General features: G+C 70.2%; 25 protein-coding genes, 1 tRNA gene and 2 pseudogenes. 11 read left to right on the top strand and 17 right to left on the bottom strand.

All coding sequences use genetic code 11. The features are described from left to right. Nucleotides 1-6: 6 nt before the first annotated feature. Nucleotides 7-2,706, bottom strand: a complete 2,700-nt coding sequence (locus tag MILUP08_RS34360) for an RICIN domain-containing protein (RefSeq protein ID WP_007455185.1) — start codon at nt 2,704-2,706, stop codon at nt 7-9. Between the two features lie 400 nt (nt 2,707-3,106). Next, complete coding sequence (locus MILUP08_RS04645; RefSeq protein WP_007455187.1) at nt 3,107-4,315, bottom strand: MFS transporter; 1,209 nt, start codon at nt 4,313-4,315, stop codon at nt 3,107-3,109. Nucleotides 4,316-4,880: 565 nt separating this feature from the next. Between MILUP08_RS04645 and MILUP08_RS04650 the strand changes: the two genes are divergently transcribed. Then, nucleotides 4,881-4,956 (top strand) — tRNA-Arg (locus MILUP08_RS04650). 36 nt (nt 4,957-4,992) lie between these two features. On the opposite strand, the gene MILUP08_RS04655 is transcribed toward MILUP08_RS04650, so the two are convergent. The 4 genes from MILUP08_RS04655 to MILUP08_RS04670 form a co-directional block, all read right to left on the bottom strand. Next, nucleotides 4,993-6,084, bottom strand: a complete 1,092-nt coding sequence (locus tag MILUP08_RS04655) for an IS630 family transposase (RefSeq protein ID WP_007455197.1) — start codon at nt 6,082-6,084, stop codon at nt 4,993-4,995. Between the two features lie 336 nt (nt 6,085-6,420). Beyond that, a complete protein-coding gene (locus MILUP08_RS04660) occupies nt 6,421-7,752 on the bottom strand; it encodes a collagen-binding domain-containing protein (RefSeq protein WP_039907300.1) in 1,332 nt (443 codons plus the stop codon). 259 nt (nt 7,753-8,011) lie between these two features. Further along, nucleotides 8,012-8,398, bottom strand: a complete 387-nt coding sequence (locus MILUP08_RS36540; RefSeq protein WP_007455202.1) for a hypothetical protein — start codon at nt 8,396-8,398, stop codon at nt 8,012-8,014. Continuing rightward, nucleotides 8,395-8,613, bottom strand: coding sequence for a hypothetical protein (locus MILUP08_RS04670; protein WP_007455204.1), 219 nt, complete (start codon nt 8,611-8,613; stop codon nt 8,395-8,397). Before MILUP08_RS04670 ends, MILUP08_RS36540 begins: the two co-directional genes overlap by 4 nt. 310 nt (nt 8,614-8,923) lie before the next feature. Between MILUP08_RS04670 and MILUP08_RS04675 the strand changes: the two genes are divergently transcribed. After that, entirely contained in the window at nt 8,924-9,154 is a 231-nt protein-coding gene (locus MILUP08_RS04675) for a GntR family transcriptional regulator (protein ID WP_007455206.1), read from the top strand. Nucleotides 9,155-9,462: 308 nt separating this feature from the next. After that, nucleotides 9,463-9,705: a hypothetical protein gene (locus MILUP08_RS04680; protein WP_144056863.1), complete on the top strand. Its 243-nt coding sequence runs from the start codon at nt 9,463-9,465 to the stop codon at nt 9,703-9,705. 49 nt (nt 9,706-9,754) lie between these two features. Here MILUP08_RS04680 and MILUP08_RS04685 read toward each other — a convergent pair. After that, a pseudogene (locus tag MILUP08_RS04685) lies at nt 9,755-10,729 on the bottom strand (sigma-70 family RNA polymerase sigma factor); the annotation flags it as partial. Between the two features lie 178 nt (nt 10,730-10,907). Between MILUP08_RS04685 and MILUP08_RS04690 the strand changes: the two are divergent. Next, on the top strand, nt 10,908-11,186 hold the full coding sequence (locus tag MILUP08_RS04690) for a hypothetical protein (RefSeq protein ID WP_007455212.1): 279 nt from the start codon (nt 10,908-10,910) through the stop codon (nt 11,184-11,186). Between the two features lie 26 nt (nt 11,187-11,212). Here MILUP08_RS04690 and MILUP08_RS04695 read toward each other — a convergent pair whose 3' ends face one another. From MILUP08_RS04695 to MILUP08_RS04710, 4 genes are all read right to left on the bottom strand, one after another. Further along, nucleotides 11,213-11,563, bottom strand: a complete 351-nt coding sequence (locus MILUP08_RS04695; RefSeq protein WP_007455214.1) for a DoxX family protein — start codon at nt 11,561-11,563, stop codon at nt 11,213-11,215. A gap of 131 nt (nt 11,564-11,694) precedes the next feature. After that, on the bottom strand, nt 11,695-12,312 hold the full coding sequence (locus MILUP08_RS04700) for a hypothetical protein (RefSeq protein WP_039905372.1): 618 nt from the start codon (nt 12,310-12,312) through the stop codon (nt 11,695-11,697). A 213-nt stretch (nt 12,313-12,525) separates the two neighbouring features. Continuing rightward, nucleotides 12,526-13,125 carry a ClpP family protease gene (locus tag MILUP08_RS04705; RefSeq protein WP_007455216.1) on the bottom strand — a complete coding sequence of 200 codons (600 nt, stop codon included), beginning with the start codon at nt 13,123-13,125 and terminating at the stop codon, nt 12,526-12,528. Between the two features lie 135 nt (nt 13,126-13,260). Continuing rightward, entirely contained in the window at nt 13,261-13,848 is a 588-nt protein-coding gene (locus MILUP08_RS04710; RefSeq protein WP_007455217.1) for a helix-turn-helix domain-containing protein, read from the bottom strand. A gap of 189 nt (nt 13,849-14,037) precedes the next feature. Between MILUP08_RS04710 and MILUP08_RS04715 the strand changes: the two genes are divergently transcribed. Then, nucleotides 14,038-15,051: a potassium channel family protein gene (locus MILUP08_RS04715; RefSeq protein ID WP_007455218.1), complete on the top strand. Its 1,014-nt coding sequence runs from the start codon at nt 14,038-14,040 to the stop codon at nt 15,049-15,051. Nucleotides 15,052-15,100: 49 nt separating this feature from the next. On the opposite strand, the gene MILUP08_RS04720 is transcribed toward MILUP08_RS04715, so the two are convergent. Beyond that, nucleotides 15,101-15,580, bottom strand: coding sequence for a MarR family winged helix-turn-helix transcriptional regulator (locus MILUP08_RS04720; RefSeq protein ID WP_007455219.1), 480 nt, complete (start codon nt 15,578-15,580; stop codon nt 15,101-15,103). 82 nt (nt 15,581-15,662) lie between these two features. Between MILUP08_RS04720 and MILUP08_RS04725 the strand changes: the two genes are divergently transcribed. Then, nucleotides 15,663-16,307 (top strand): FMN-dependent NADH-azoreductase, encoded by a 645-nt coding sequence (locus MILUP08_RS04725; protein WP_007455220.1) that lies wholly within the window; start codon nt 15,663-15,665, stop codon nt 16,305-16,307. 71 nt (nt 16,308-16,378) lie between these two features. Here MILUP08_RS04725 and MILUP08_RS04730 read toward each other — a convergent pair whose 3' ends face one another. The 3 genes from MILUP08_RS04730 to MILUP08_RS04740 form a co-directional block, all read right to left on the bottom strand. After that, a complete protein-coding gene (locus tag MILUP08_RS04730; RefSeq protein WP_007455221.1) occupies nt 16,379-17,413 on the bottom strand; it encodes a 2-oxoacid:ferredoxin oxidoreductase subunit beta in 1,035 nt (344 codons plus the stop codon). After that, on the bottom strand, nt 17,406-19,253 hold the full coding sequence (locus MILUP08_RS04735) for a 2-oxoacid:acceptor oxidoreductase subunit alpha (RefSeq protein ID WP_007455222.1): 1,848 nt from the start codon (nt 19,251-19,253) through the stop codon (nt 17,406-17,408). Before MILUP08_RS04735 ends, MILUP08_RS04730 begins: the two co-directional genes overlap by 8 nt. A 287-nt stretch (nt 19,254-19,540) precedes the next feature. Next, entirely contained in the window at nt 19,541-20,986 is a 1,446-nt protein-coding gene (locus MILUP08_RS04740; protein ID WP_007455223.1) for a hypothetical protein, read from the bottom strand. A gap of 128 nt (nt 20,987-21,114) precedes the next feature. On the opposite strand from MILUP08_RS04740, the gene ndhC reads away from it, so the two are divergent. Then, nucleotides 21,115-21,492 (top strand): NADH-quinone oxidoreductase subunit A, encoded by a 378-nt coding sequence (gene ndhC / locus MILUP08_RS04745; RefSeq protein ID WP_007455225.1) that lies wholly within the window; start codon nt 21,115-21,117, stop codon nt 21,490-21,492. Between the two features lie 70 nt (nt 21,493-21,562). Here the strand turns inward: ndhC and folP are convergent, their stop codons facing one another. Then, a complete protein-coding gene (folP, locus tag MILUP08_RS04750; RefSeq protein WP_007455226.1) occupies nt 21,563-22,432 on the bottom strand; it encodes a dihydropteroate synthase in 870 nt (289 codons plus the stop codon). Nucleotides 22,433-22,583: 151 nt separating this feature from the next. Between folP and MILUP08_RS04755 the strand changes: the two are divergent. The 4 genes and pseudogenes from MILUP08_RS04755 to MILUP08_RS04770 form a co-directional block, all read left to right on the top strand. After that, a pseudogene (locus tag MILUP08_RS04755) lies at nt 22,584-22,985 on the top strand (DivIVA domain-containing protein); the annotation flags it as partial. 391 nt (nt 22,986-23,376) lie between these two features. Then, nucleotides 23,377-23,874 (top strand): SRPBCC family protein, encoded by a 498-nt coding sequence (locus tag MILUP08_RS04760; protein WP_007455234.1) that lies wholly within the window; start codon nt 23,377-23,379, stop codon nt 23,872-23,874. Between the two features lie 66 nt (nt 23,875-23,940). Further along, on the top strand, nt 23,941-24,510 hold the full coding sequence (locus tag MILUP08_RS04765) for a DNA-3-methyladenine glycosylase I (protein ID WP_039907311.1): 570 nt from the start codon (nt 23,941-23,943) through the stop codon (nt 24,508-24,510). Nucleotides 24,511-24,535: 25 nt separating this feature from the next. Further along, entirely contained in the window at nt 24,536-25,159 is a 624-nt protein-coding gene (locus tag MILUP08_RS04770) for a hypothetical protein (RefSeq protein ID WP_007455238.1), read from the top strand. Here the strand turns inward: MILUP08_RS04770 and MILUP08_RS04775 are convergent. Beyond that, nucleotides 25,156-26,397 carry a DUF1501 domain-containing protein gene (locus MILUP08_RS04775; RefSeq protein WP_007455239.1) on the bottom strand — a complete coding sequence of 414 codons (1,242 nt, stop codon included), beginning with the start codon at nt 26,395-26,397 and terminating at the stop codon, nt 25,156-25,158. The two genes, MILUP08_RS04770 and MILUP08_RS04775, sit on opposite strands and share 4 nt — an antisense overlap. Between the last annotated feature and the right edge of the window lie 10 nt (nt 26,398-26,407).

Here is a 26,407-nt window from a genome sequence, read left to right on the forward strand (position 1 = left end):
GGCTGGTCAGGCGGGTACGAACTGCCACTGTTGGTTGGTCCCGCCAGTGGCGGTCCACTGCACGACCTGCGCGCCCTCGCTTGTCGAGGCGGCGTAGACGTCGGCCACGAGTCCGCTGGCCTGGCTGACGATGGTGTAGTAGCCGTTACCGGTGGGCCGCAGGTACCACGACTGGTTGGTGCCGCCGTTTGCCGACCACTGCTGCAGTTGCAGGCCCTGGGTGGTGCTGCTGCCGTTGACGTCGAGCATCTTCCCCGAGGCGGTGTAACGCAGGGTGTAGGCCTCCTGCGTGGCGCTGATCGTCCAGGTGGGGGTGCCGCTCTGCTGGACCGCCTTGGCGCCGTCGGCCGTGGAGTTGCCGGCGATGGCGAGGGGCTTGCCGCTGTTGCGGTTGACGATGCGGTAGGTCCCTGGCGTGGGTCCGGTTCCGCCGCCTCCACCGAGGTTCAGGTACTCGACCGCGTCGGTGAAGACGGTGCTGCCGGACTTCGTTGTCGACAGCTGCAGGTACACGCGGCTACCGGTGGCGGGGGCGGTGAAGGACACCGGTTGGGTGACCCGCGAGCCGAGCGGGACGCTCAGGGTGGTGTTGCCGGAGGCGACGACCGCGCCGGTGGGGCTGTCGAGCCGGGCGGTCCAGGTGAAGCCCACCGAGGTGTTGGTGAAGTCGTCGTTGAACACGGTGATGGTGCGGGTCACCGTGGCGTTGCGGGCGTAGCTGGGTACCGCCTGCGCCAGCGGGAAACTGCCGTTCGAGTCCGAATTGCCGGAGGCGGACCAGTAGGGGAGGTCGACCGCGGCCACCGGGTTGAACGCCGCCTGCACGCGCTGGATCTGTGCGTTGCTCCACGGGTCGGGCAGGTTGTCCGCTCCGTAGACCGGGCGAGTGTTCTCCTCCGTGGTGAAGTCGGTGGTTCGCACGCCCGGCACCACGCTGGCCCAGGCAGACAGCAGCGTGTACGGGCGTAGGTCGCTGGCGTCCTTGCCGCGCTTGGCAGCAGTCGCGGTGGCGAACCACGTGAAGCCCTGCCTGCTGCTGCAGGCAGGCCAGATGTACTCGCCTTCGCCGTCCGGGCGCCCGGAATAGCGATTCAGGGCCTCGCCGTAGCGGCCGACGCCGTCCAGGTAGTGCCCGAAGATGGCGAAGTTGGGGTAGTTCATGGCCGGGTACCGGCTGGGCGAGTCCGCGCCCGGACCGGCGTCGATGCTGACCGGCCGGGTGCCGTCGTTGCCGTTCATCGCCGCGTACAGGTCCTGTTGGAACTGCTGCGAGTCGTTGTTGTTGGAGCTGGGCTCGTTGATCTGGCTCCAGCGGATGATCGCCGGATGGTTGCGGTCGCGCAGGGTCAGCGCACGAGCGTGGGCCACCATGTTGTTGCGTCCGGACACGAAGTCCTGGGAACCACTGCGGATGGCGGTCTCGTCGATGACCATCAGGCCCATCTCGTCGGCCACGTCGAGCATGTACGGGCTGGCCGGCTCCATGTGCATGCGTACCACGTTGTAGTTGAGACGCTGGTAGTTGTCCACCGCCTGGGGCCAGCCGCCGTTGTTCGACGACGGTGGCAGGAAGCCGGGCAGGGTGTCGTACGCGTCGCCCTTACCGCCGTTGTTGACCCGGTCGTAGTCGGCGCCCTGCAGGCTGTCGCCACGGAAGTTCACCCGCACGCCGTTGAGGTAGTAGTACTCGCCGTTCTGCGTGCTCTCCCGGAACCCGAAGCGGTACGTGGCGTCACTGGTGCGGCCGTCGTCAGCGGTGGAGTGGATCGCCAGGCGGTGCAGTTGGGCCCGGTACCCGGACCGGTACGGCACATTGGGCCACCAGTACGAGGTGGCGCCGAGGTCCCACGCCACGGGGCCCACCGTGACCTTCGCCGTCGAACGGGCCGCCACCGTCACGGTCTGTTGCGGCAACTGCGGGTAGCTGAAGGAGCCCGCGCCGTCGGACGTGAGCGACCCGCCCAGGGTGACCGTTCTGGTCGCGGCCGAGGAGTTGGTCACCGACACGTCGTAGCTGAGGGTGCGGTTCGCCACCGAGGTACGGACGAACGCGTCGCTGACATACACCGCGGGGTACACCCGCAGGGACGCGGACCGGTAGATGCCCTGCGGTATCGCCTCGGACCAGTCGGCCGCTATGGGGACCAGGTACTTGCCGTCGGACGACCTCAACGCACCGCGGCCCTTCACCTGCACACTGATCGTGTGGGTGGTGCCCGGTGCGGCGTAGCTGCTGATGTCGAAGTTCGACGGGGTGAACGCGGTGGTCTGGGTCGCCACCACCCGGCCGTCGACGGAGAGCGTCGCCTGGTGGTTCACGGCGCCGAACTCGATCCAGGTCGACTGCGGCTGCCCCGAGTCCGGCACGGTGATGCTGCGCGAGTACACCGCCTCGGTCACATCGGTGAAGCCCTGCTTGTACCAGCCGCCACCGGGCACCGTGATCGAGGTCGTTCCCCGACCCGAGGGCGTGAAGCTCCACGTCCCGCCCAGATCGACCGAGGCGATTGCGGCGTTACCGGCCGCCACACCGTCAGGTCCGGCGGCCGCGACACTCCGCGTCGCGGCCGGCGCGGCCAGGGCCGACCCGGCGGGCGCAACGGTCAGGCCACCCAGCGTCAGGGGCAGGGCGAGCGCCACGGTCGCGGCCAGGCCTCTGGCCGACGCCGACGATCGGCCACCCCAGCAGACGTTCGTACGATGCACGGAAACCTCCTGTGACTCACCGACGCCCTCAAGGCTTCGAGTAAAGGCACTTACACAGGCTGTAGTCGAATCGATTCGACGCGGTGCCGATGTCGTTGACCACCCGGGCGGGTGAACACAGTCGACACGTAGCTGTGATTAACCGGCAACACGGGGCGCTGAGTCAAGGATTTCCACTCATCTATCTTCTGGCGAAGCCTGAAATCCCCTCAATCCTTCCAAAGGCCGCAGCAAAGATAGGATGAAAGCTCCGCCGGGGTCATCCGGCCAGCACCGCCGCCCGACCAGCCTCGCCACCGCCGACGCCTCGACCACGCGCGTGTGGCATCACGGAATCGGCCACGTACCGGCCGTTGGCGGTGACCGACGCGTGTACGCCACGACGGCCGCACCTACGACGTCAAGTGGTGTCGGCGTCGCCGGGAAACGAGCTGCGGTCAGCTGACATGGTTCGGATCGTCATGGCTAGGACGAGGGCGGCCGCCGCGAGCACCGGCGGCAGCATGAGCGGGGCCCAGTGTCCGGATTGCTCCACGAGCAGGCCGGCGAGTGACTGGCCAGCAGCTGTGCCGACGGGTCCGGCGGCGCAGACGATAGTCATGGTGGTCGCGACTCGCGTGGGTGCCAACTGTTCGGTCATGGCGTAGATAGTGATCATGTAAGGCGCGATGGCGATTCCCGCTATGAGGACGACCGCCGCAAGCGGCAGCCGCGTCCCGCCGGCGGGCAGCAGAATCATGGCGACGAGAAGCCCGAGAGCGAAGAGGCGATAGCGGGTCCGCAGGGCCACGCGGGATGGGATCCAGGCGTAGGCGATGCCAGCGATGGCACTGCCCGCGCCAAGTGCGGCGTATAGCATTCCGGCGGCAGAGGGGTTGTTTGCCGCAGTGGCGTATGCCGTCACTCCTACCTGGACGGCGCCGAAGATGGCGCCCATGATCGCCATGGCGGCACACATTGCTGCCAGCCCTGCCCGGGGCAGCGGCGCCGGCATGGACCGCGACGGCGCCCGCTCGGGAGCAGCCGTGTAGAGCAACGCCACCGGAGCCGCTGCTGCAAGGAGAAGCACGATGCAGGCCGTGAGTGGCGCACCTGCTGGGACGGGCGCCCATGCCGCGGCGAGGAGCCCGACAACGGCAGGCCCAGCGATGAAGCTCGCTTCGTCCGCAGCAGCCTCGTACGACAGCGCGGTGGTAATCAGAGTTGCCTTCTCCGGCCGCGACCGCGTCACGTGAGACCAGTGGACTCGGATCAGGGGACCTACCTGTGGTTGAGTCGCGCCGACGAGGACAGCAGCGGCGAAAAGTGTCGGACGGTCGGCGAAGGTGGCGGCGAGCAGACCCGCCAGGGCGACGGCGTTCGCAACCGCCAGGTAGACGCCAAGCTGACGGATGCTGGTGCGGTCGGCCAGCCGTCCGACGATGACACCTCCCGCGCCGATGGCGAGGCTCTGAGCTGCCGCGGCCGCGCCAGCGAAGGCGTAGCTGCCCGTGGCATGGTGCAACAGAAGTAGCGTGCCCAGGGGTGTCATTGCATACGGCAACCGGGCCAGAAAACCGATGGGGAAGAAAGCGGGATGAGTTGCACGGGCAAGCTCCCGGTATGACATGGCGTTCTCCTCGCATGACGAAGAGACGCGCCTACCCAGCCACCGGACGCGTGCAAATCCCGATTCTGCTCGCAGGCTAACGGCGTCGATGCCATCGATCAAGGCAGGGCCGCAGCGCTGAGGGTCGCCGGCCAACTCGACCAGCATCTCTCGCGCCGATCGTCGGGAGCCCGCCCGGCACGGGCGTCCTGCTCACTGCCGAACTGCTGGTGCACGCCGCCGGTGGCCGCAAAACCTTCACCCGACCGGCACCGGTGATCCGCGGCAGCCTGAACCAGACCGCTCCCCGTCGGCGAGCCCGTAATCCCGCCGGCCACTCCACCGCGTCCGTCAAGATCAACTGGAGTCGCAGGGAGACTCGCCGTGTGGTCTCCAGCAGAGGTCACCCCGGGTCAATCCGCGCCACTTCAGGTTAACGGGGGTCAACGATGATGGTCGCTGACCCGCCTGGTGTGGTCAGCGTGTGGTCGTCGGTCGGTGCGGATCGCCGGGTCAACGCAGGTTCAACATGGGTCGCTCCCTGCCAACGCGGGTCGACCCGCAGGTCGTTACACTGACCACTCGCGCCCTCGTAGCTCAGGGGATAGAGCATCGGTTTCCTAAACCGTGTGTCGCAGGTTCGAATCCTGCCGGGGGCACCAATGCGAGGCCCTGACCAGCGGAGAGCTAGTGCCTCGTCATGCAGCCTTGAACGGGTAATCCGGGTGGCGGATTTTTGAGTCGATCGCGAATCCGGTCTTGGGTCGGGCTCGCTGGTTGCGCCACCGGATGTAGCTGCCGATCGCGGTGTCTTGCTCGGCGTGGCTGCGGTGGTCGGTGCCGTTGAGGGCGAAGTAGCGCACGGCGGCGAACTCGGCTTCGATCCAGTTCAGCCAGGAGGCGTAGGTGGGTAGGAAGACCAGGTCGACGTGGTTGGTGGCGCACCAGGCGCGGACCTCGGGGTGTTTGTGCGGGGAGAAGTTGTCGCAGATCAGGTAGAGGTGCTCGCCGGGCCAGCGGGCGCGCAGGGTCTTGAGGAAGCTGAGGAACTCGCGCCAGCGTTTGCGGTCGCGGATGCGGTAGTGCAGCTTGCCGGTGCTCAGGTCGAGGGCGGCGATCATGTGTCGCACACCTTGGTCGCGGGTGTAGGTGGCGCGTAGTCGCACAGGTTGTCCGACCGGGCGCCATGCCCGTCCCGGGCGGGGTTGCAGGTTCAGTGGGCCGAACTCGTCCACGCAGAGGACCCGGCCAGCCGGCGGCGGGTGGTCGTAGAGGTCCAGGATCCGGCGCATCTTCGTCGTGAAGTCGGGGTCGGTGCTGGCCTTCCACGTCTTGGTGGCCTGCCAGGACACGCCACGCTCGTGCAGGATCCGGCGAACGGTCTCGACGCTGATCGTGGTGACATAGCCGGCGGCGATGAGGTACTCGCACAGCTTCGACAGGGACCAGCAGGAGAACGGCTGGCCGAGGAAGCGGGGGTCGCACCGGGCGATGACGCAGATCCAGTCACGAGTCTGCTCATCGATCCGTCTCGGTGCGCCCCCGCTCCATTTTGGGTCCAGCGCGTCGAACCCCCGATCGTTGAACGCGTGGATCACGTCGCGGACGTAGTCCTCGGTCACCTTCAGCAGGTGAGCGATGTCCGGTGCAGGTTGACCCTGGGCCGACATCAACACCACGATCGCCCGCCGAAGCTTCACCGGGTCCTTCGCCGTGCGGGTGATCTTCTGCAACCGCTGACCCTCGACCATCGACACCTGCCGGACGAACACCTCCGGGCGTCTGCCCACGACCATCACCTCCCACAGCCAACCGATGGGAGACAGCCTGCCCGAAACGCCCTCAGAACCGGCGGATTACACGATCAACGTTCAAAGACGAGGCACTAGCCAGGGCCTCGATTTCTATCTACGCATACGTGAGTCGCCCCCGGAAACCCCCAATAACGCTTCTGGGCGATCCGATTGGCGTGGTGTGTCGGCAGCCGTCCCCGTGCGCCCTGTCCGGCGTGACGTGGGTCGCGGTCGGCGGCGGCGCGGGCGGCAGAGGAACCTCGCGAGTGCAGGCGAGCAGGGCGTCACCCCGAGGCGGTTGTCCCGCCTCGGGGTGACTTCTGTTCATCCGAATCAACGCTGGGTGCGACGCCGTTTGGTTGCGAGCAACAGCAGGGTCAACCCGACGCCCGTCAGGACTGCGCCAGTGCCGGCCAGGGGCAGGCTTGCCGGACCGGTCACCGGCAGCGGGGGCTGCGTCGGCGTTGGTTGCGGCGGGAAGGTCGGTGTCGGTTGCGTCGGGCTGGGGGTAGGCGCCGTCGGGCTCACCGTCGGGCTCGGCGTTGGTGTCTGGGTCGGGGTGGTGGTTGGACTGCCTGTCGGCGTTACGGTCGGGCTCGGGGTGGGCTGCTGGCAGTTGAGGGTGGTCGAGAACGGGAAGTTGTGGATCTCTCCGCCGTCGTGGAGCAGCGTTCGACTGATCACGCTGCCCTCGATGTTGCTGTTGGTGAGGGCGTTCAGGTCGGCGTTAGGGGCGTAGATCGTGCCCTCGATGGTCGCGCTGGCGTCCGTCAGCGTGACCGACGTGGCGGTGGGGAAATTGAAGAGGATGAAGCGCGCCTGGGGGCCACCGATCCCGGAGAAGTTCGGGGCCTGCCAGACGAACTCGTCGGCCACGCCCGTGGTGTCCACGTTGACGAGCAGCGGCGTGTCGGCGGTGGGTTGGGTGGCGAAGGTGAAGGTCCCGATGTTGGCCAGGTCGGTCGCGCTTAGATTGAGCGTGTTGGTCACCCCTGGGGTCAACGTGACCACAGCGTTGCTGCCCGGTGGGATCGGGCGGGGCAACACGGCGCCCTCCGGCGTCCGGAGCACCACGTTCTGCAGGCAGGTGGCGAGGCTTCCGGCGGTCTGCCGGAAGCTGGCGAACGCGGCGGCGAAGTCGATCGGCGAGGCCGGTCCGACGCTGGGCACGGGTTGCCGGGTGACCAACTCGACGCGTGGACTCGCGTCGTAGTCGTTGGTCGGCAGCACGCGAGTGTTCACCAGCGCCCCGTTGTTGTCCACGTTCCGGACGAAGGCTCCGGTCAGGTCGCCGACCTTCACGTATCCGTTCTGTAGCACCTGGAGGCGGGTACCCGGCACGCTGCCGGCAAAGTCGACCCGGCCGCCCACGACAAGAGCGGTCGGGTTGGTGTCACCCTGGACGATGAACGAGCCGGCAGTGTTTGTCGCTACCTGATAGTTGCTGAAGCTCAGGTTGCCGCCGATGGCGACGGTGCCCTCGTTCTCGCTGCCGAGCAGCCTGCCATTCCCCTGCGTCATCACCAGGAAGCCCTGGGCAGGTGCAACCGGGTCGATCACTGCCCTCGGCTCGGCCGCGCCAGGCTGGGCCACCACCAACGTCAGGGCCAACAGTGCCGCGAGACCCGCCAGCGGCGGCAGCGTCAACCGTGCTCGTTTGCTCAACAAAACCGACTTGGCCATCATCTTCTACCAATCCCCCGAGAATTCACGAATCGATAAACGATCGACTTCGGCCGCCGGTGCTATGGGCGCGGATAGATGCTCCGATCGGATGAATTTCCGAGAATGCCGACTCTGTGCCTGATAGATCCTGCTCGGTGTGCCCAGCCCTCATCCGGGGTCGTGCAGGACTCAGCGACAAGTCGTGAGATGCCGGCGATTGGGCCTCGCCGCGATGAACGGGTAACGATAGGAAAGACGTTCATACCCTTCGGGGAATTTCTGAGAAATTGTTCAGGAACTGCGTTCGACCGGTTGATCCCGAGCGGGGCTGCTGCGTCTCTCGTGGTGCTAGCCGACCCGTGCGCGGGCGGGTCTGGTGCGAGGCTCGGCGTACGGCTTCCGGCACGAGCGTTGGAGCCGGCGCCCTCCTCTCGACCACGATGCCGGCGCGCTGGACGTACAGCTCCCGCTTGGCGGTGGCGTCGCCCCTCACGTCCAGGACGTAGCCCGTCAACCACATCCAGCCGCTGTACGGGTCGATCTCCCCGACCGACACGAGTCGGAGCCGCAGCGCCCGGTCCCCGGTGAACTGCGGCGAGCACGCCGGCCCGATCAGCAGCAGGTCGCCGGGGTTGAGCGCGTTCACGGCAACCAGCCGAGGAAGCGGAGACGGAGCGCGTCCGGCGGAGCCCAGCTCATGTCCCGCTCGGCGGACACCAGAAGCGTGCCCAGGTAGACGGCCAGGGTGAACGACGAGTCGGCGTACTCGTCCAACAGCTCCTCGCGGCGGATCGCGCAGGGCCACGGTCGGTCGCACATCTCGCAGAGCCAGAGGGGTAGGACCGGCCCGTGCTGCGTCATCGGCCCTCACTCGGCCAGTGCCCGCGGTTGATCGGTATGGGGTGACGGAAGCGGCAGGGGAGCTCCGCACCGCAGCGGCAGACGTTCCGCCATCGAATCCACGACCACACCGGCCGATGCCGGCGCGCGAGAGTCATCGCTACTGACAGCACGTAATCGTCGAACCGGACTCTTCGCACCTGGCCTCCCACAGCGGGTCCACTTCCTGCAACCCACCGTAGACCAACCTGTACATACGGTATAGCCCGTCTAGGACGGGCAGCCTGTACCCGACGCACATCCTGTGCGACCCGTCCATAAGCTGCCGATCATGGTTGACGAGATGTCCCCGGTGCCGTTCTATGTCCAGCTCGCGGATGCCCTCGCCAAGCAGATCGAAAGCGGGAAGCTCAAGCCGCGTCAGCCCCTTCCGAGCGAGTCCACGCTCCAGCAGGAGTACGGCGTGGCTCGGGGGACCGTCCGCTCGGCGGTGCGCCTGCTGCGGGAGCGCGGGCTGGTCGTCACGTTCACCGGACGCGGGACCTTCGTCAGCGACAAGTAGGCGAGTGGACACCCCTGGCGGGTGCGCAGCTGACTTTGCGGGGAGTCCGAAGGCCGGCGGAAGGCTTGTCCGGTCAGAGTGGGTGCGGATGACGTACGTCCGTCTGTGAAACTGCGCTGAGCCCCGGGGGCGTCAAGGTTCGATTGACCGTGCGGGCCGGCGCTGGCCCGCCCCCCGAACGGGCGGGTCCGGCGGCAGCCGGGGTGGTTGAGGATGGCCGCTAGTCTCGCTGTGTCCGCGGGGTTGCCCGGGAGTCGGTTGGCGGAGGCATTGGTATGGGCCGTGTTCTTCTCGGGCTCCTGGTGGGAGTGCTCCTGATCCTGATCGGAGCGGCCCTTGCGAGCGATTATCGCGGCATCGCCACGAAGCACATTGAGCTATCGATGCAGACAGTTCGTTCGGTAAGTCCCTTCCGGTGGACCGATGACCGACTCGCTCGACGCCGCGCTCGCTTCATTGCGTTCGACAGGCTTTTTGGCGTGTTGACGATGTTGGCGGGCGCGACGATGCTGGTTGGCGGAGCGCACCTGCTGCTCAGCGAGCACCAGTAGTTCGACGCGGTGCTGGCGGGCGCGTGGTCTCTGAATGCCGCGGGCGCCGTCACTCTGGTGGTTGCCTGTCGATCGGCAGTCCGAAGAGGGGGAACAGGTCGGCCCGGTGGAACGCCAGCACCGCGGAGACGCCGGCCTTCGTCAGCGTCAGCACCTGCAACGTGTGCGCGTGGAAGGCGTCGTCCGGTCCGCGGGTGTAGCAGGCGAACGCGGGCTGCCCGTTCGCGGACGTCTCCACCATGATCCGCCGTCCCTCTCCCGGCAGCAGCTTCGCGGTCAGCAGACGCAGTACGTCCTTGCGGCCGTCGAACCAGGTGGGGATCGGCGGCATCTCCCACCGGGTGTCCTGGGTCAGTAAGCCCTCCAGCGCGACCAGATCGGTCTTCTCGAAGGCTGTGGCGTACTGGTCGAGCAGCGCACGGCGGGCGGGTTCGTCCGGTTCGCTGAACTGGTCCTCGGCCGGTGCGAGCCTGGCCAGCTCCGCCCGCGCCCGCTGGAGGGAACTGTTCACCGCTGCCGTCGTCGTCTCGAGCAGATCCGCCACCTCGGACGCCTGCCACGCGAGCACCTCCCGCAAAATCAGTACCGCGCGCTGCCGCGGTGGCAGGTGCTGCAACGCGGCAACCATCGCCAGCCGGAGGCTCTGCCGGGTCCCCACGACCAGAGCCGGATCGGCGTTCAGCACGAGATCCGGGAACGGCTCCAACCAGGTCGCCTCCAGCGCCTGTGCCTCCAGGTGGTCGGGATCGGCGCCAGGAGCGCCCAACGCTGACGGCACCATTCGACGGCTGCTGTGCTGCAACGCGTTCAGGCAGACCCGGGTGGCGATCCGGTACAGCCAGGTCTTCACCGATGAGCGCTGCTCGAACTCGGCGAATCCCCGCCACGCACGTAGGTACGTCTCCTGTACCGCGTCCTCCGCGTCGTGCAGCGAACCGAGCATCCGGTAGCAGTGCGCGACCAGCTCACCCCGGTGCTGCGCGAACTCGTCCTCCAGGTCCACGGCATCTCCTCGATCGGCTCCTGACGGGCAACCAGAGCCCCCGGACCGGGATCAGGCCGTACGACGCGATGCCGAGTCCGGAGAGTGCTCCCCGCAATGACAGCACGCCGCACATGGAGGGCCGGAGTGATCGTGGCGATGAGTTTCCGGTTTCCGAGCGGTCAGTACCAGTGACAGCGAAACCAGCAGGGAGGGCCCGATGAGCGCCACAGTGATCCGCTACCAGACCAAGCCCGAAGCGGCGGACGAGAACCAGCGTCTGATCGAGAACGTCTTCGCCGAGCTGGCGGCCACGGCACCGCCCGGCCTGCGGTACAGCGCCTTCCGGCTGGCCGACGGGGTCACCTTCGTCCACGTGGTCGACGGCGACGGACTCACCGAAGTGACCGCCTTCAAGGAGTTCCAGCGCACCATCGGGGACCGCCTGGCCGGCGGCCCCACCCGCGACGACGCCACAACGATCGGCTCCTATTCGTAGCGGAGCAGGGCGTCTGGAAAGCCCACCTAGAAACGGTAGGCCAGGTTGACGGCCAGCGCGGCCAGCACGGTGACGAAGAAGACCGCCCAGCCCACGAGCTTGCGGGACCCCACCCGCAGGTGCGCGATCAGCGCGCCGACGAAGTACAGCACGAGGCCCACGGCGGCGAGTGTCCCCAGCAGTGGCACGGCGAACCCGACCAGCAGGCCCGCCGATCCCGCCGCCAGCAGCAGGCCCAGCACCGGCAGCCACGAATGAGGGATCCGCTTCATGTCCGCCTGGGCCTTGGGATAGTCGTGGCCGATCAGGTAGGTGACCGCGGCGATGGCGGTGAAGACGGAAGCGATGATGGTGACTGTCACGTAAGCGGCGAACATGGATCCTCCTTGTGGTTGTCACCCCAAGGACGGGACAGCGCGGCGAAACGTTACCGCGCAGGCCAACAGCAGAGCCCGGAAAACAGCGGTGCCCTCCGGATCGTCCGGAGGGCACCGCGTCTTCGTAGGGGTCAGAGGAACTTGTACATATCCGCGGAGGCCGGCTCGGTGTCGCCGGCGGGCGGCGCGGTCACCGAGACCTGCTCGCCGAAGCCGCTCATCTTCATGTCGGTGACGAGATCACCGACGCTCTTCGTGGCGATCGTGTAGGACAGGGCGGTGAGCCGGCCGTCGGAGTCGACGGTCGCCTCGAAGGGGATGGCCTTCGGGTCCTTCGCCAGCTTGGCGGTGGACTTGAGGCCGTCGCGCATTCCGCCGTCGGCGCCGGCGGCCTCCGCGGCCTTGTTCAGGTCGGCGGTCCCGCTGTAGTGGCCGGGGCTCACCTCCTGGGCGGTCACGATGCCACCGATGATGCCGGTCTGTGCTTTCAGGTCGAACGACTGGCGCAGCGAGCTGGCCGGCCGGAGCTTGTTGAGGTCGATCTTCATCCAGGGCTTGTCGCCGTCGAGCGAGTCCGACTTGATGTAGGCGGCGTCGCCGATCAGCCGGGCCTCGATCGGCTCCGGGGCGTTGCCGGTGACGTGGATCGCCTTGGCGGCGGGGTCCATCTTGCCGCTGAGGGTGATCGACTGGTTGCCGGCCTTGACCGAGGCGTCCATGGTGACCGTGCCGGCGAGGCTGCGGTCCATGGCCTGCCGGACTGCGGCAACCGGTTCGAGTTTGGTCGTGGCGGGCGCGGCGGAGGGCCCAGCGGAGGACCCGGACCCTCCAGTGCCGTCGGAGGTGGTGCCGCAGCCGGCCACGAGGACGGCGGCGAGGGCAATCGAAAGGGTAGGGATCAGTCGACGCATAGACGCGACCCTAACCAACGGGCACCACCCGCGTGTGCCTGCCGCGTCGGGTCATTCCGCCGGCAGTTGCTCGGCTCGGGCGAGCACCCGGTCGATGAGGCCGTACTCCCGGGCCTGCTCGGCGGTGAACCAGCGATCCCGGTCCCAGTCCTGCTGAATCTCGTCGAGCGTTCGTCCACTGTGCTCGGCGATCAACTCCTGCATCGTCCGCTTCACGTGCAGCATGTTCTCCGCCTGGATGGTGATGTCCGAGGCGGTGCCGCCCATCCCACCGGAGGGCTGGTGCATCATGATCCGCGAGTGCGGCAGCGCGTACCGCTTGCCGGCCGCGCCCGCGCACAGCAGAAACTGCCCCATCGAGCCGGCGAACCCGAGCGCCAGCGTGGCCACGTCGTTGCGGACGTAGCGCATCGTGTCGTACACCGCCATGCCGGCGCTCACCGAGCCGCCCGGCGAGTTGATGTAGAGGTAGATGTCCCGGTCGGCGTCCTCGGCGGCGAGCAGCAGGATCTGCGCGCAGATCTGGTTGGCCGACTCCTCGGTCACCTCGGTGCCGAGGAAGACGATCCGCTCCCGCAACAGCCGCTCGAACACCTGATCACCGAAGGTCGGCTGCCCACCGTCCCGCATCCACACGCCGTACCCGATCATCTGCCGCCACCCTCCACCGTGCCGGCGGGCGGGAGACCGCCCGGGGGACCGGCCCCTCCAGCGTGCGGCGACGCCCGGCCGCCGACCAGGGATTCTGCCGCCGGCAGATCCGCCCAGGGCAGAACCCCGGCCGGCCTACACCAGGCTCAGCCGCCGCCGGCCCGCCCGGGCCCGGCGGCAGGCCAGCATCTTGGAGGTACGCGGGCCGGGGCGCCCGGCCGGCGCGGAGGCGATCAGCCGGACCCGCAGCCCCGCCCCGCCGACTGTCGACCCGACCGGCGATGCCGGACCGCCGACGTGCAGGATCGGCCCGCCCAGCCGCAGCACCGGCCCGGCCGGCTGCCGGACGGGGGCCGGGACGGCGGCCACGGGTGGCGTCGACCCACTCGGCTGGAAGCCGATCCGGAAGGTCGAACCGGTCTCGGTGCGCGCCGACGGCACCCGCTCCAACTGGGCCAGCGCGGCCCGGGGCGCGGCGGGAATGCGACGTTCGACCCGGCGCAGGTCGTCGCGGGCCTGTTCGAGCAGGTCGGAGAGCTGGATGCCGAGCGCCCGGCAGATCGCCGCGAGGACCTCCGACGAGGCCTCCTTGCGGCCCCGCTCGACCTCGGACAGGTAGGGCACGGACACCCCGGCGGACGCGGCCACGTCGCGCAGTGTGCGGCCCTGGCTCTGGCGCAGCCGGCGCAGCACCCCGCCGATCACTCGTCGCAGCAACGACATGCCGGCCTCACTCTCGCGGTCGTCGTCGGAGGAACACCCCCATCATGCCGGTTGTCGGCCCTGCCTACCGACCCCTGCGCGCCAGGTCGGCCGTTGGCGGTGGTGCGTCGGCGTGACCCGGGCGTGCAGTCGGCGGCGTACCCGCTATGTTGTGGTCGTGCAGGCGACGGCGGCGGAACAGGTTCGACGGTGATCCATTTTCCCGCGCAGCGCCGGGGTCCGCTGAGCGCGCTGAGCCTTCGGCTCGCTGCCGCCCTGGGCCTGGTCTTCGCCGTGGTGGCGGCGGTCTACCTGGACCGGGACGGCTACCGCGACGTCAACGAGGACGGCCTCACCCTGCTCGACTGCTTCTACTACGCGGTCGTCTCGCTCTCCACGACCGGCTACGGGGACATCACCCCGGCCGCGCCGTCGGCCCGGCTGGTGAACGTCCTGTTCGTCACCCCGGCCCGGGTGCTCTTCCTGATCATCCTGGTCGGCACCACACTGGAAGTCCTGACCGAGCAGTACCGGACCGGCCGTCGCCTGTCGCGGTGGAGGAGAGTCGTGAAGGACCACGTCATCATCTGCGGCTACGGCACCAAGGGCCGCAGCGCGGTCAACGCCCTGATGGAGAACGGCCTGGACCGGTCGCGGATCGTGGTGGTGGAGCGCAGCAGCGTCGCCCTGCGGCAGGCCACGTCGGCCGGGCTGGTGGCGATCGAGGGGTCGGCGACCCGGTCGTCGGTCCTGAACGAGGCGCATGTCAAGAACGCGAAGGCAGTGATCATCGCGACTGACAGTGACGACGCCTCGGTGCTGGTGGCGCTCACCGTACGGCAGCTCACCGCCGGGCAGGTCCGGATCATCGCGGCGGCGCGGGAGGCGGAGAACGCCCCGCTGCTCAAACAGAGCGGCGCGCACCACGTCATCGTCTCGTCGGCGACCGCCGGCCGCCTGCTCGGCCTGTCCACCTCGGCGCCGCCGCTTATCGACGTGGTGGAGGACCTGCTCACGCCGGGGCAGGGCATGGCGCTGGCGATGCGCTCCGCCGAGCGGGACGAGGTGGGTCGCTCGCCGCGCGAGCTGGACTCGCTGGTGATCGCCCTGGTCCGGCGGGGCAAGGTGGTCACCCTGGCCGACCGGGCCGGTGCGGTGATCGAGACCGGCGACATGCTTGTGCACGTCCGTGACGACCGCCCGCAGTCCACGGCGACTGTCTGACGCACCCTGCTCTGGCGCACCCTGCTCCGACGCACCCTGCTCTGGCGCCTCAGCAGGCGTCGGGCTCCTCGTCGATCGCCGCGCTGCAGCTGATCGGCGTCGTGGTGGCGGCACGCCGGAGCAGCTCGTAGAGCGTCTCCCGCTCAGCTGGCTCCAACGCCCCCAACACCTCGTCCTCGACACCCGCGAGGGCGCATTCCGCCTCTTTGAGGCGTTTCGCACCATCTTCGGTGAGTTCGACGACGTGTCGTCGACGGTCCTGGGGTGACCGCCGCCGCTCGACCAGTTCCTTCGCTTCGAGGTCGTTGAGCAGCCCGACGATGTTGGTGCTGTCCATCTCGAGGGTCGTGGCGAGCGCCTGCTGACTGGTGCCCCCGCCCGCGCGCAGCACCGTGAGCGCCACCAGATGCCGGGGCCGCAGGCCCAGTGGCGCCAGTACCGACTCGGCCCGCAGTCGCATCCGCCGGGCCAGGTGATCCAGCAGGGCACCTGAGCGGTGCTCAGAGGGATCCAGCGGCAGGGCGGACATGTGACCCAGTCTACCGACGCCTCGGAACATCTGCCTGCTATAAATAGTTGGTGCAACACAGACGATCCTTGGAGGAGGAATCATGAACCTGCTACATATCGATTCGAGCATCCGGGGCGACTGGTCGGTCAGCCGGCGACTCACCGCCCGCGCCGCCGCCGCCTGGCGCGCGGCACACCCCGACGGCACGGTCACCTACCGTGACCTGGGCGCCGAGCCGCTGCCGCACCTGGACTCGGACGGCGGGCTGGCGCGGATGACACCGCCGGACCAGCACACCCCGGCCCAGCGCGATTCCTGGGAGCTCAGCGAGCGGCTGGTCGACGAGGTGAAGCGGGCCGACGTGGTGCTGCTCGGGCTGCCGCTCTACAACTTCGGCGCGCCCAGCAGCGTCAAGTCCTGGGTCGACCACCTGATCGTCCCCGGCCTGGCGTACGACCCGACGACCCAGGAGGGCCTGCTCGGCGGCCGCGAGTTCGTGGTTCTGACGACCCGGGGCGGCGGTTACGGCGAGGGCACCCCTCGCTTCGGCTGGGACCACGCGGAGCCGTGGCTCCCGCACGGTCTGTCGATGACCGGCATGCAGCCGCGCTTCATCAGCACCGAATTGACCCTCGCGCCGTCGGTGCCGGCGATGGCCGAGCTGATCCCGTTGCACGAGGCCAGCCTCGCGGCCAGTGAGAAGGAGATCGACAATCTCTGGACCCCCGCCTCCGCCCAGCGCTGAGGCAGCACGGCACGACAAGAGCGGCCGCCCCCGGGTATCGGGGACGGCCGCTGTCGTTCAGGTCGGGCGGGTCAGAGGATCGTCCAGGTGTCGCCGCTGCCCAGCAGGCCGGCGAGCTGCTGCTCGGGGGTCTCGGTGACAGTCGCCTTGGCGGCGGCGAGCTGGTCCTGGACCACCCTGTCGTAGGACGGCCGGTCCACGGACCGGAACACCCCGATCGGGGTGTTGCGCAGGTCCAGGCCGGGCAGGCGGGACAGCGCGAACGCGTACGCCGGGTCGGTGACCGTCGCGTCGTGCACGACGATCTCCTCCGGGCGCACCGAGCTGGTCTCGCGGACCTCCAGGCCGAACGCGCCCGGCGGGTGCACCACGCAGAACTGCCCGTCGGCGCCGAAGGTGATCGGCTGCCCGTGCTCCAGGCGGATCAGGTAGTCGTCCCGGGTGGACGGGTCCTTGAGCTGCTCGAACGCCCCGTCGTTGAAGATGTTGCAGTTCTGGTAGATCTCCACGAACGCCGAACCCTCGTGCTCCGCGGCCGCCCGCAGCACCGACTGCAGGTGCTTGCGGTCGGAGTCGATGGTCCGACCGACGAAGCTGGCCTCCGCGCCGAGGGCCAGCGAGAGCGGGTTGAACGGCGCGTCCGCCGAGCCGGCCGGCGTCGACTTGGTGACCTTGCCGACCTCGGACGTCGGCGAGTACTGACCCTTGGTCAGGCCGTAGATCCGGTTGTTGAACAACAGGATCTTGAGGTTGACGTTGCGCCGCAGCGCGTGGATCAGGTGGTTGCCGCCGATGGACAGCGCGTCGCCGTCACCGGTGACCACCCACACCGACAGGTCCGGCCGGGACACCGACAGGCCGGTCGCGATCGCCGGGGCACGACCGTGGATCGAGTGCATCCCGTACGTGTTCATGTAGTACGGGAAGCGCGACGAGCAGCCGATCCCGGAGACGAACACCGTCCGCTCGCGGGGGATGTTCAACTCCGGCATGAACTGCTGGATCGCCGCCAGGATCGCGTAGTCACCGCATCCGGGGCACCACCGCACCTCCTGGTCGGACTTGAAGTCCTTCGCGGTGAGCTTGAGGGCAACCGGCTCAGACATTCTTCAGGACCTCTTCCAGCGTCGTCTCCAGCTCGGCGGCCGTGAACGGCAGACCGCGGACCTGGTTGTAGCTGATCGCGTCGACCAGGTAGCGGGCCCGGATGACGTGGGCCAGCTGACCCAGGTTCATCTCCGGGATGACCACCTTGTCGTAGGAGCGCAGGACCTCACCGAGGTTGGCCGGCATCGGGGCGAGGTGCCGCAGGTGTGCCTGGGCGATGGACAGCCCGCGCTGACGCACCCCACGGCAGGCCGCGCCGATCGGGCCGTACGTCGAGCCCCAGCCCAGCACCAGCACCCGGGCGTCGCCGTCCGGGTCCTCCACCTCGATGTCCGGCACCGGAATCGTCTCGATGCGGGCCGCCCGGGTACGCACCATGAAGTCGTGGTTCGCCGGGTCGTACGAGATGTCACCGGTCTTGTCGGCCTTCTCCAGCCCACCGATCCGGTGCTCCAGCCCCGCCGTGCCCGGAATGGCCCACGGCCGGGCCAGGGTCTCCGGATCGCGCAGGTACGGCAGGAAGGTGGTGCCGTCGTCGCCGTTGGGCTCGGTGGCGAACTCGACCCGGAGGTCGGGCAGCGACTCGACGTCGGGCAGCAGCCACGGCTCGGAGCCGTTCGCCACGTAGTTGTCCGACAGCAGGATCACCGGCGTGCGGTAGGTCAACGCGATCCGGGCCGCCTCCAGCGCCGCGAAGAAGCAGTCCGACGGCGACTTCGGCGCGATGACCGCGACGGGCGCCTCGCCGTGTCGGCCGTAGAGCGCCATGTTCAGGTCGGCCTGCTCGGTCTTGGTCGGCATGCCCGTCGACGGGCCGGCCCGCTGCACGTCCACGATCACCAGCGGCAGCTCCAAGGCCACGGCCAGGGAGATCGTCTCGCTCTTGAGGGCCACACCGGGACCGGACGTGGTGGTCACGCCCAGGGCTCCGCCGTACGACGCGCCGAGCGCCGCGCCGACCGCGGCGATCTCGTCCTCGGCCTGCATGGTCAGCACACCGAAGCGCTTGTGCTTGCTCAGCTCGTGCAGGATGTCCGACGCCGGGGTGATCGGGTACGCCCCGAGGAAGACCGGCAGCCCGGAGCGGACCCCGGCGGCGACCAGGCCCAGCGAGAGCGCGGCGTTGCCGGTGATGTTGCGGTAGGTGCCCGGCCGCATCTTGGCCGGCTTGACCTCGTAGCGGACCGCGAAGTCCTCGGTGGTCTCGCCGAAGTTCCAGCCGGCCCGGAAGGCGGCCACGTTCGCGGCGACCAGCTCGGGGCGGGCCGCGAACTTACGTTCCAGGAAGCGCAGGGTCGACTCGTACGGTCGCGAGTACATCCAGGAGAGCAGGCCGAGGGCGAACATGTTCTTCGACCGCTCGGCGTCCTTCTTGGACACCTGCAACTCGGTGAGCGCCCCGACCGTCATCGAGGTCAGGGCCACCGGGTGCACGACGTAGCCGGCCAGCGAGTCGTCGTCCAGCGGGCTGGTCTGGTAGCCGACCTTGGCCAGGTTGCGCTTGGTGAACTCGTCGGTGTTGACGATGATGTCCGCGCCGCGCGGCAGGTCGGCCAGGTTGGCCTTGAGCGCCGCCGGGTTCATCGCCACCAGCACGTGGGGGGAGTCGCCAGGCGTGAGGATGTCGTAGTCGGCGAAGTGCACCTGGAAGCTCGACACGCCGGGCAGGGTGCCGGCGGGAGCCCGGATCTCGGCGGGGAAGTTCGGCAGCGTGGAGATGTCGTTGCCGAGCTGTGCCGTCTCCGAGGTGAACCGGTCGCCGGTCAACTGCATGCCGTCGCCGGAGTCACCGGCGAACCGGATGACCACCCGGTCGAGTTGACGGATCTGCTTGGTCACTGTGCCACCTTCGTTCGCGACTGCGGGACCTCGCCCTGCCCGGCCACGGGACCTCCTTGACGCAACGTTCCACCGCACCGCCCCAGGCTGGTCCGGTCCGCTGTCGTTCCTCACTGAGAGCCTACGTCGAACGGACCCCCGACCCTCCCCGGAGGTCCGCCGACTGAGACCCGATCAACGCCGAATCTGCCCAGGATTGCGGCGTTTCGCCCCGCCCGCCGTAATTCAGATCACCGTCCACGGCCGGCCGCGACCCCCGGCCGTCGACGGCCAGGGTCGTCGATCGGTCAGTCGGTGGGCGGAGCGGTGGGCTCGGCCACCGACCCGCCGAGGCGGCGGCGCAGCGAGGTGGTCGCCAGCGCGAGGGCCAGCACCACCAGCAGCGCGGAGACCGCGATCAGGATGACCGCGGTGCGCTGCACCGAGGTCATGCCGCCGTCGTCGTCGGTGGTGGCGCCCGCCGGGAGTACGCCCTGGGAGCCGGTCGGCGCGGGCGGCGAGACGACAGGCGTGGCCAGCGCGGCCGCCGCCGTGATGCGGAAGCTCATCTGCACCCGCCGGGTCGCGCCGTTGCGCGGGTCGAGCTGACCGATCACCGCCCCGGACAGCGGCGCCTCCCGCTGGGCCTGGGCGGTCGCCTCCACCGGCAGCCGCAGCTCGCGGGTCTCGCCGGCCGCCAGCAGGCCCGCGTCACACCGGGTGCGGGACGCCTCGACCGCCACGCAACCCACCGGTGGGGTCGGCACGCTCACCCCCGCCGGCAGGATCACCTCCAGCAGGCCGGCGGCGTCCACCTTGCCGGTGTTGACCAGCCGTACCGCGAGGGTGCTCGCCGCGCCGCTGATGTCGAACGCGACCTCGTCCGCGGCCAGCGAGATCCCGGGCACCGGCGGGCCGGGCGGGAACAGCACCGCGAAGCCCTGGTCGTCGGCCACCTCGCCGGGCACCCCCGGCGCGTCCGCGACGACCTGCACGGAGCCGCTGAGCGGCATCCGCTCCCAGGCGTTGCCGGCGACCCGCAACCGGATCAGGCTGCTGAACCGCACGCCCGCCTCGGCCGTCCAGGCCCCGCAGCGGTACACGCCACCGCCCGCGGCGACGCACCCCTTCGTCCCGGCGTCGCTCAGCCCGGCCGGCAGGGTGTACGAGAGTCGGACCCGCTGCGCGGCGGTGCCGGTGTTCGCCACGGTGACCCGCAGCGTGGTGGTGGTGCTTGTCGCGTTCCAGTACGCCTCGGGCAGGGTGACGTCCTCGGTGGTCACCTGCACGCCGAGTGGGCTCGGCGCCGGCGCCGGCGTGCCACCCGGCGCGGGCGGGTTGACCGGGGGCACCGGGGGCGTCGGCGGCCCGGCAGTCGGCGGCCGGGTGCTGCCGCCCGGGGCGGGAGCGGCGGTGGTCGGTACCGGTGGGGCGGTGGTCTGCGGAGGCGCAGGCGGCGTCGTCTCCGGTGGCGGCGCGGTGGTCGCCGGGGCCGGGTCGGTCGGCGCGGGATCGCCGCCCGGATCCTCGGTCGGGGTGGGCTCCTCCGCCGGGCTGGTCTCCGGGTCCGGATCGGGTTCGGGCGCCGACTCCGTCACGGCGGCGATCGGGTGCGTGTGCGGCACCGCCGCGCTCGCGAGGGTCGGAGCGGCGGCGAGCGCCGCGAGCAGCCCGAGCGCGAGCGAGGTCGCCAGCAGGGGCGCGGGAGGTCGCCCCGCAACCCGGCGTTCGGGCGATACCTTCACGCGGGCCATCTGTCCTCCGGTGCCATGGGTGGATGTCCAATGTTCGTTAACAGTTGCCTCGGTGCACTAGTCCCACCCGGAAACAAATCCGTAACGTGTTTGGGACGGCCCGTTCGGGTGGGCGGTAAGCTGCCGATGTGACCGGTTACCTGGGCTCGTACGCGACGCTCGGGCTCCTGCTGCTCGTCAGTGTCCTGTTCTTTGTGACGGCGTTCTCGGCCAACCGGGTGTTACGTCCCGCCCGTCCGGCCGACCCGTTCGGCAAGCGGACCAGCTACGAGTGCGGGCTCGATCCGGTCGGCGCGGACTGGGCGCAGATGCAGATCCGCTACTACGTCTACGCCTACCTGTACGTGCTGTTCGCGGTCGAGGCGGTGTTCCTCTTCCCGTGGGCGGTGGTCTTCGACCGTCCGGGCTTCGGCCTGGTCACCGTCGTGGAGATGGCGGTGTTCGTGGCGGTGCTCGCCCTCGGCATCCTCTACGCGTGGCGTAGGAACATCCTGCGCTGGACCTGAGCGTCGGTGCCTCCGGCGATCGTGCCGCTCCGCCGGCCGTTCACGTCGGTTGCCGCACCGACCGGCCGACTCAGGCCAGACCCCGCCGGGTCGCCGCGGGCGGGCGGTCGCCACGGATCGAGGCGACCATGTCCAGCACCCGACGGGTGGGCCCGACCTGGTGGGCCCGGAACACCCGAGCGCCCAACCAGGCGGAGACCGCCGTCGCGGCGAGCGTGCCCTCCAGCCGCTCGGCCACCGGCAGGTCAAGCGTCTCGCCGACGAAGTCCTTGTTGGAGAGCGCCACCAGCACCGGCCAACCGGTCGCGGTCAGCTCGTCCAGCCGGCGGGTGATCTCCAGGGAGTGCCGGGTGTTCTTGCCGAAGTCGTGCGCCGGGTCGATGAGGATGCCGTCGGGGCGTACCCCCGCCGCCACCGCGCGCTCGGCGAGCCCGGTCACCGTCTCGACCACGTCGGCGACCACGTCGTCGAAGGCCGCCCGGTGCGGCCGGGTCCGGGGGACCAGCCCGCCGGCGTGCGAGCAGACCAGGCCGGCGCCCGTGTCCGCCGCGACCCGGGCGAGCGCCGGGTCGGCGCCCGACCAGGTGTCGTTGAGCAGGTCCGCGCCGGCCGCCACGGCCTCCGTCGCGACCTCGGCCCGCCAGGTGTCGATGGAGATGACCACCTCCGGGAACGCGGCCCGTACGGCGGCGATGGTGTCCACCGTGCGCCGGATCTCCTCGGCGACGTCCACCTCGGTGCCCGGCCCCGCCTTGACCCCGCCGATGTCGATGATCGCCGCGCCCTCGTCGACCGCCCGCTCGACGGCGCGCAGCGCGCTGTCGGCGGCAAAGGTGGCGCCCCGGTCGAAGAACGAGTCCGGTGTGCGGTTGACGATGGCCATCACCACCAGCTCACCCGGGGCGAACGTCCGCCCACCAAGCCGAAGTGCCCCGGCCATGACGCCTCCCGACTGTCCGCACCGTCGCCGCCGCTCCGGCCGCTACCGACGCTAGCCGGTCGGCCGGCCACCACGCGGGGCGGGCGCGGGCGTCGATGGTGATCGGGGTGGTGGGGTCGCTCCCAGCCGGCTGTCGTGCCACGATCAGTGCATGGGTCAGCTTCTGCTCCTCCTGGTCGTGGCGTTGACTGTCGCGGCGGTCGTTTTCGGCGTGACGGTGTTGGTCAGTGGCCGCGATCCGGGCCTCGCGTCGACCGAGCCGGATTCGCAGGCCATCCCCCTGCCGGGCACCCGGCCACTGCGGGAATCCGACGTCGGGGCGGTCCGCTTCGACACCGGACTGCGCGGGTACCGGATGGCCCAGGTCGACCAGGCGATGCGCCGTGCCGCCTACGACATCGGCTACAAGTCCGAGCTGATCGGCGTGCTGGAGGCGGAGGTCATCGCATTGCGCGAGGGCCGTACCGACGACGCCGACGTGCTGCGCCAGGCCCGGGAGCAGGCCGCCGGAGCGGCGTCGGGCGCGACCGCGGCGGAGCCGGACGACGCCGCGGTGCCGGCCGACGCCGTTGCGCCTGCGGACGCCGGCACGGGGCCGGCCGGGGCGGACGCCCTGCCCGCCGCCACCTCCTCGGCGGCCGACTCCGACGGCGTGGCGCCTGCGGACGCCGGCGCGGGGCCGCCGGGGCGGACGCCCTGCCCGCCACCTCCTCCGCTGCCGACGCGGACGCTCTGCCCGCCACCACCTCGGCGGCCGACGCGGACGGCGTGGCGCCGGCCGACGGCGAGCCGCCCGCCGTCGACAAGCCCATCGCCCGTAAGCCGGCCGACGAGCCCCTCGCCCGCAAGCCGGGCGACGACGAGCCGAGCGCTGACGAGCCGGCCGAGGACGAGCCGGCCGGCGGTGCCGGGCAGCACGGCGCGGTGGTCCGGTCGGAGTCGGCGTGACCGGCCCGGAGGGCGTTGATGATCTTCAGGAGGCGGCGCAACCCGGCGCCGGCGAGGTGACCGCCACGGTCATCGTCAACGCCCCGGCGGCCCGGGTCTTCGCCGCGTTACTCGCCTGGGAACGGCAGTCGGACTGGATCCCGTTCACCCGGGTCCGGGTCGTCGAGGGCGACGGGCGCGAGGGCAGCCGGATCGAGGCGGTGACCGCGCTCGGCCGGGCGACGCTGCGCGACGAGATGCGGGTGGTCCGGGTCGACGAGCCGTACGAGATCGGCGTGGTCCACCACGGCCAGGTGCTGCGCGGTCCGGGCGTCCTGCGCTGCACCCAACTCGGCGAGGCCCGCACCCAGGTCGTCTGGCACGAGTGGTTCCATCTGCCGGGCGGCCGGGCCGGCCGGCTGGCGTGGCCGGTGCTCTGGCCCGGTTCCAAGCTGGGCCTCACCCAGGCGCTGAAGAGGTTCGGCCGTCTGGTCGAGCAGGGCCGACTGCCCTGACTGTGAGGCTGGCCGGGTAGGCCCGACGGTGCGGGGCTGTCGGTGCGATGGCCTAGCGTGTGCGACGTGAGTGACCTGGTGATCGGCGCCGACGGGCTGGCCCGCTGCGCCTGGGGGGCGAGCACCCCGGACTACGCCGTCTACCACGACACCGAGTGGGGGCGGCCGCTGCGCGGCGACGACGCGCTCTACGAGCGGATGACCCTGGAGGCGTTCCAGTCCGGCCTGTCCTGGCTGACCATCCTGCGCAAACGCCCGGCGTTCCGGCTGGCCTTCGACGAGTTCCACATCGAGACCGTGGCCGGCTACGGCGAGGCCGACGTGACCCGGCTGCTCGCCGACGCCGGCATCGTCCGCAACCGGGCCAAGATCGAGGCGGCGATCGCCAACGCCCGTGCCGCGCTGGAGCTGCCCGACGGGCTGTCCGCGCTGCTCTGGTCGTTCGCGCCGGAGCGCCGGCCGTCCCGCCCCGCCTCGTTCGCCGAGCTGGCGCCGATCACCGGAGAGTCGACGGCCATGGCCAAGGCACTCAAGAAGCGCGGCTTCCGATTCGTCGGCCCGACCACCGCGTACGCCCTCATGCAGGCCACCGGGATGGTCGACGATCACATCGTCGGCTGTCACGTCACCCGTTGACCGGCGGCGTGATGGGATGGCAGGCATGACGACCGAGACCGCGTACCGGGCCGGTGCGGCCGGCCACGCCGACGGGCCGGGCACCTGGGCCGTGCTGCTGCCCCCGGAACGTTACGAGGCCGAGCGGCTCGTGCACCACGACACCCTGGAGCTGACCGGGCTGACCGACGTCGGGCGTCCCGGCCTCGGCGACCGGGTGGCGGTGCTGGCCGACGCGCCACCGCGACTGGTGGCCCTCGGCCGGGTCACCGCGCCGTCGCGGCGGCACTCCGAGGATCCGGACGATCCGCAGTCCGACGTCGAGCCGGGGACGCTCGTCGTGACGTACACCCGGCGGGCCTTCGACGAGCCGGTGCCGACCGGCCTGCTCGCGCTCGACGGGCCGGTCACCGCGCTGGAGCCGGCCACCTTCCGGGCGCTGGCCGACCAGCTCGGCCCGCCCCCGGCGCGGCGCACCTGGCTGGTCAGCCTCGACCTGCCGATCGAGGCCGGCACGCCGGCCGAGGCGGTGCGGCTGTTCTGGTCCTACGTGCAGGAGCTGGGGCCGCGCGAGCTGCCCGCCTTCGTGTCACCGGCCGGCGACGAGCTGGCCATGCAGGCGTTCGTGCTCGGCGCGGAGGCCAACCAGGACCCGGAAGAGGACGACTAGAAGAGCTTGTCCAGGCGTCCCTTCCAGTCGGCCAGCACCGGACCCGGGTCGGTGTCCAACACCCGCTCCAACAGCGTGGCGTAGACGTCCCGGAAGTCGGTGGTGTATTTCAGGTCGCCGTCGTCGAGGTCGGTGAGGCTTGGCGCGTCCCCGTGCCAGCCGCCGCGCACCCCCGCGCCGAGCAGCAGCATGTCCGAGGCGGTGCCGTGGTCGGTGCCGTCCGAGGCGTTGGCCCGGACCCGGCGACCGAACTCGGAGTAGACCGCCACCACCACCTTCCGGCCCGCCTCGCTGCGACTCATCCGGTCGGCGAACCCGGTCAACGCCCGGTCCAGCTGACCCAGCAGGACGGCCTGCAACTGCTTCTCGTCGGCGTGCGTGTCGAAGCCTCCCAACGACACCGAGAAGACCCGGGTGGACACCTCCGCCTCCACACACTGCGCGACCAGATCCAACTGCGCGTCCAGCGGGGTTCGGGCCCCGCCGGTGGCCGTCGCGGGCGCCTGCTCGCCGTCCGGGTCGTCGGTCTCCGCGGCGGCGGAGTCGCGTACCTGGCGGATCATCTCGTCCACCGACCGCAGGTCGGCGAAGCAGGCGGCGGCACGGCCCCGGGCTGCCGACTCGCCCGCCTCGGCGGCGGCGAACGCGGTGAGCGTCTCCGCCGGCAGGCCCTTGGCGGCCTTGCGGTCGGTCACCGGCACGGCGGCGCCCGCGCTGTGCGCCCCGGCCAGCAGCGGCGGCAGCGCCGGCTCGAACGACACCGCCAGCCGGGGGTCGCCGCCCGCCCCGTCCAGCCAGCGGCCGAGCCAACCGGTGTTGCCCGGCCGGTCCGGTTGCGCCGTGTGCCAGATGTCCATCGACCGGAAGTGGCTGCGGTCCGGCTTCGGGTAGCCGATCCCACGCACGATCGCCAGCCCGCCACTCGACCAGCGCTTGTGCAGCCCCTCCATCGCCGGGTTGAGGGCGAAGTCGTCGTCCAACCGCCGCACCTCGCCGTCGGGGTACGCCAGCTCGGGTCGGGCCGCCCGGTAGGCCGGGTCGCCGTACGGGATGACGGTGTTCAGGCCGTCGTTTCCGCCGTAGAGGGTGACAAGCACCAGCGTGCGCGACTGGGGGTCCCGGTCTCCGGAGGTGTCCAGCAGGTCCCGCAGTCCGTACGCGCCGGCGCCGGCGGCCAACGCGCCCGCGCCGACCACCCCGCTGGTGAGCAGGAACCTGCGTCGGGTCAGGGCGTCCATTTCTCGACTC

The organism is Micromonospora lupini str. Lupac 08 (assembly GCF_000297395.2).
In the GTDB taxonomy this organism is placed as follows: Bacteria; Actinomycetota; Actinomycetes; order Mycobacteriales; family Micromonosporaceae; genus Micromonospora; species Micromonospora lupini.

Excerpts from the sequence above, each read along its gene's own strand:
- MILUP08_RS04645 (WP_007455187.1), bottom strand. The coding sequence starts at position 4,315 with ATGTCATACCGGGAGCTTGCCCGTGCAACTCATCCCGCTTTCTTCCCC.
- MILUP08_RS04670 (WP_007455204.1), bottom strand. The coding sequence starts at position 8,613 with ATGACGCAGCACGGGCCGGTCCTACCCCTCTGGCTCTGCGAGATGTGC.
- MILUP08_RS04675 (WP_007455206.1), top strand. The coding sequence starts at position 8,924 with ATGGTTGACGAGATGTCCCCGGTGCCGTTCTATGTCCAGCTCGCGGAT.
- MILUP08_RS04690 (WP_007455212.1), top strand. The coding sequence starts at position 10,908 with ATGAGCGCCACAGTGATCCGCTACCAGACCAAGCCCGAAGCGGCGGAC.
- MILUP08_RS04695 (WP_007455214.1), bottom strand. The coding sequence starts at position 11,563 with ATGTTCGCCGCTTACGTGACAGTCACCATCATCGCTTCCGTCTTCACC.
- MILUP08_RS04700 (WP_039905372.1), bottom strand. The coding sequence starts at position 12,312 with ATGGACCGCAGCCTCGCCGGCACGGTCACCATGGACGCCTCGGTCAAG.
- MILUP08_RS04705 (WP_007455216.1), bottom strand. The coding sequence starts at position 13,125 with ATGATCGGGTACGGCGTGTGGATGCGGGACGGTGGGCAGCCGACCTTC.
- MILUP08_RS04710 (WP_007455217.1), bottom strand. The coding sequence starts at position 13,848 with ATGTCGTTGCTGCGACGAGTGATCGGCGGGGTGCTGCGCCGGCTGCGC.
- MILUP08_RS04720 (WP_007455219.1), bottom strand. The coding sequence starts at position 15,580 with ATGTCCGCCCTGCCGCTGGATCCCTCTGAGCACCGCTCAGGTGCCCTG.
- MILUP08_RS04725 (WP_007455220.1), top strand. The coding sequence starts at position 15,663 with ATGAACCTGCTACATATCGATTCGAGCATCCGGGGCGACTGGTCGGTC.
- MILUP08_RS04730 (WP_007455221.1), bottom strand. The coding sequence starts at position 17,413 with ATGTCTGAGCCGGTTGCCCTCAAGCTCACCGCGAAGGACTTCAAGTCC.
- MILUP08_RS04740 (WP_007455223.1), bottom strand. The coding sequence starts at position 20,986 with ATGGCCCGCGTGAAGGTATCGCCCGAACGCCGGGTTGCGGGGCGACCT.
- folP (WP_007455226.1), bottom strand. The coding sequence starts at position 22,432 with ATGGCCGGGGCACTTCGGCTTGGTGGGCGGACGTTCGCCCCGGGTGAG.
- MILUP08_RS04770 (WP_007455238.1), top strand. The coding sequence starts at position 24,536 with ATGACGACCGAGACCGCGTACCGGGCCGGTGCGGCCGGCCACGCCGAC.
- MILUP08_RS04775 (WP_007455239.1), bottom strand. The coding sequence starts at position 26,397 with ATGGACGCCCTGACCCGACGCAGGTTCCTGCTCACCAGCGGGGTGGTC.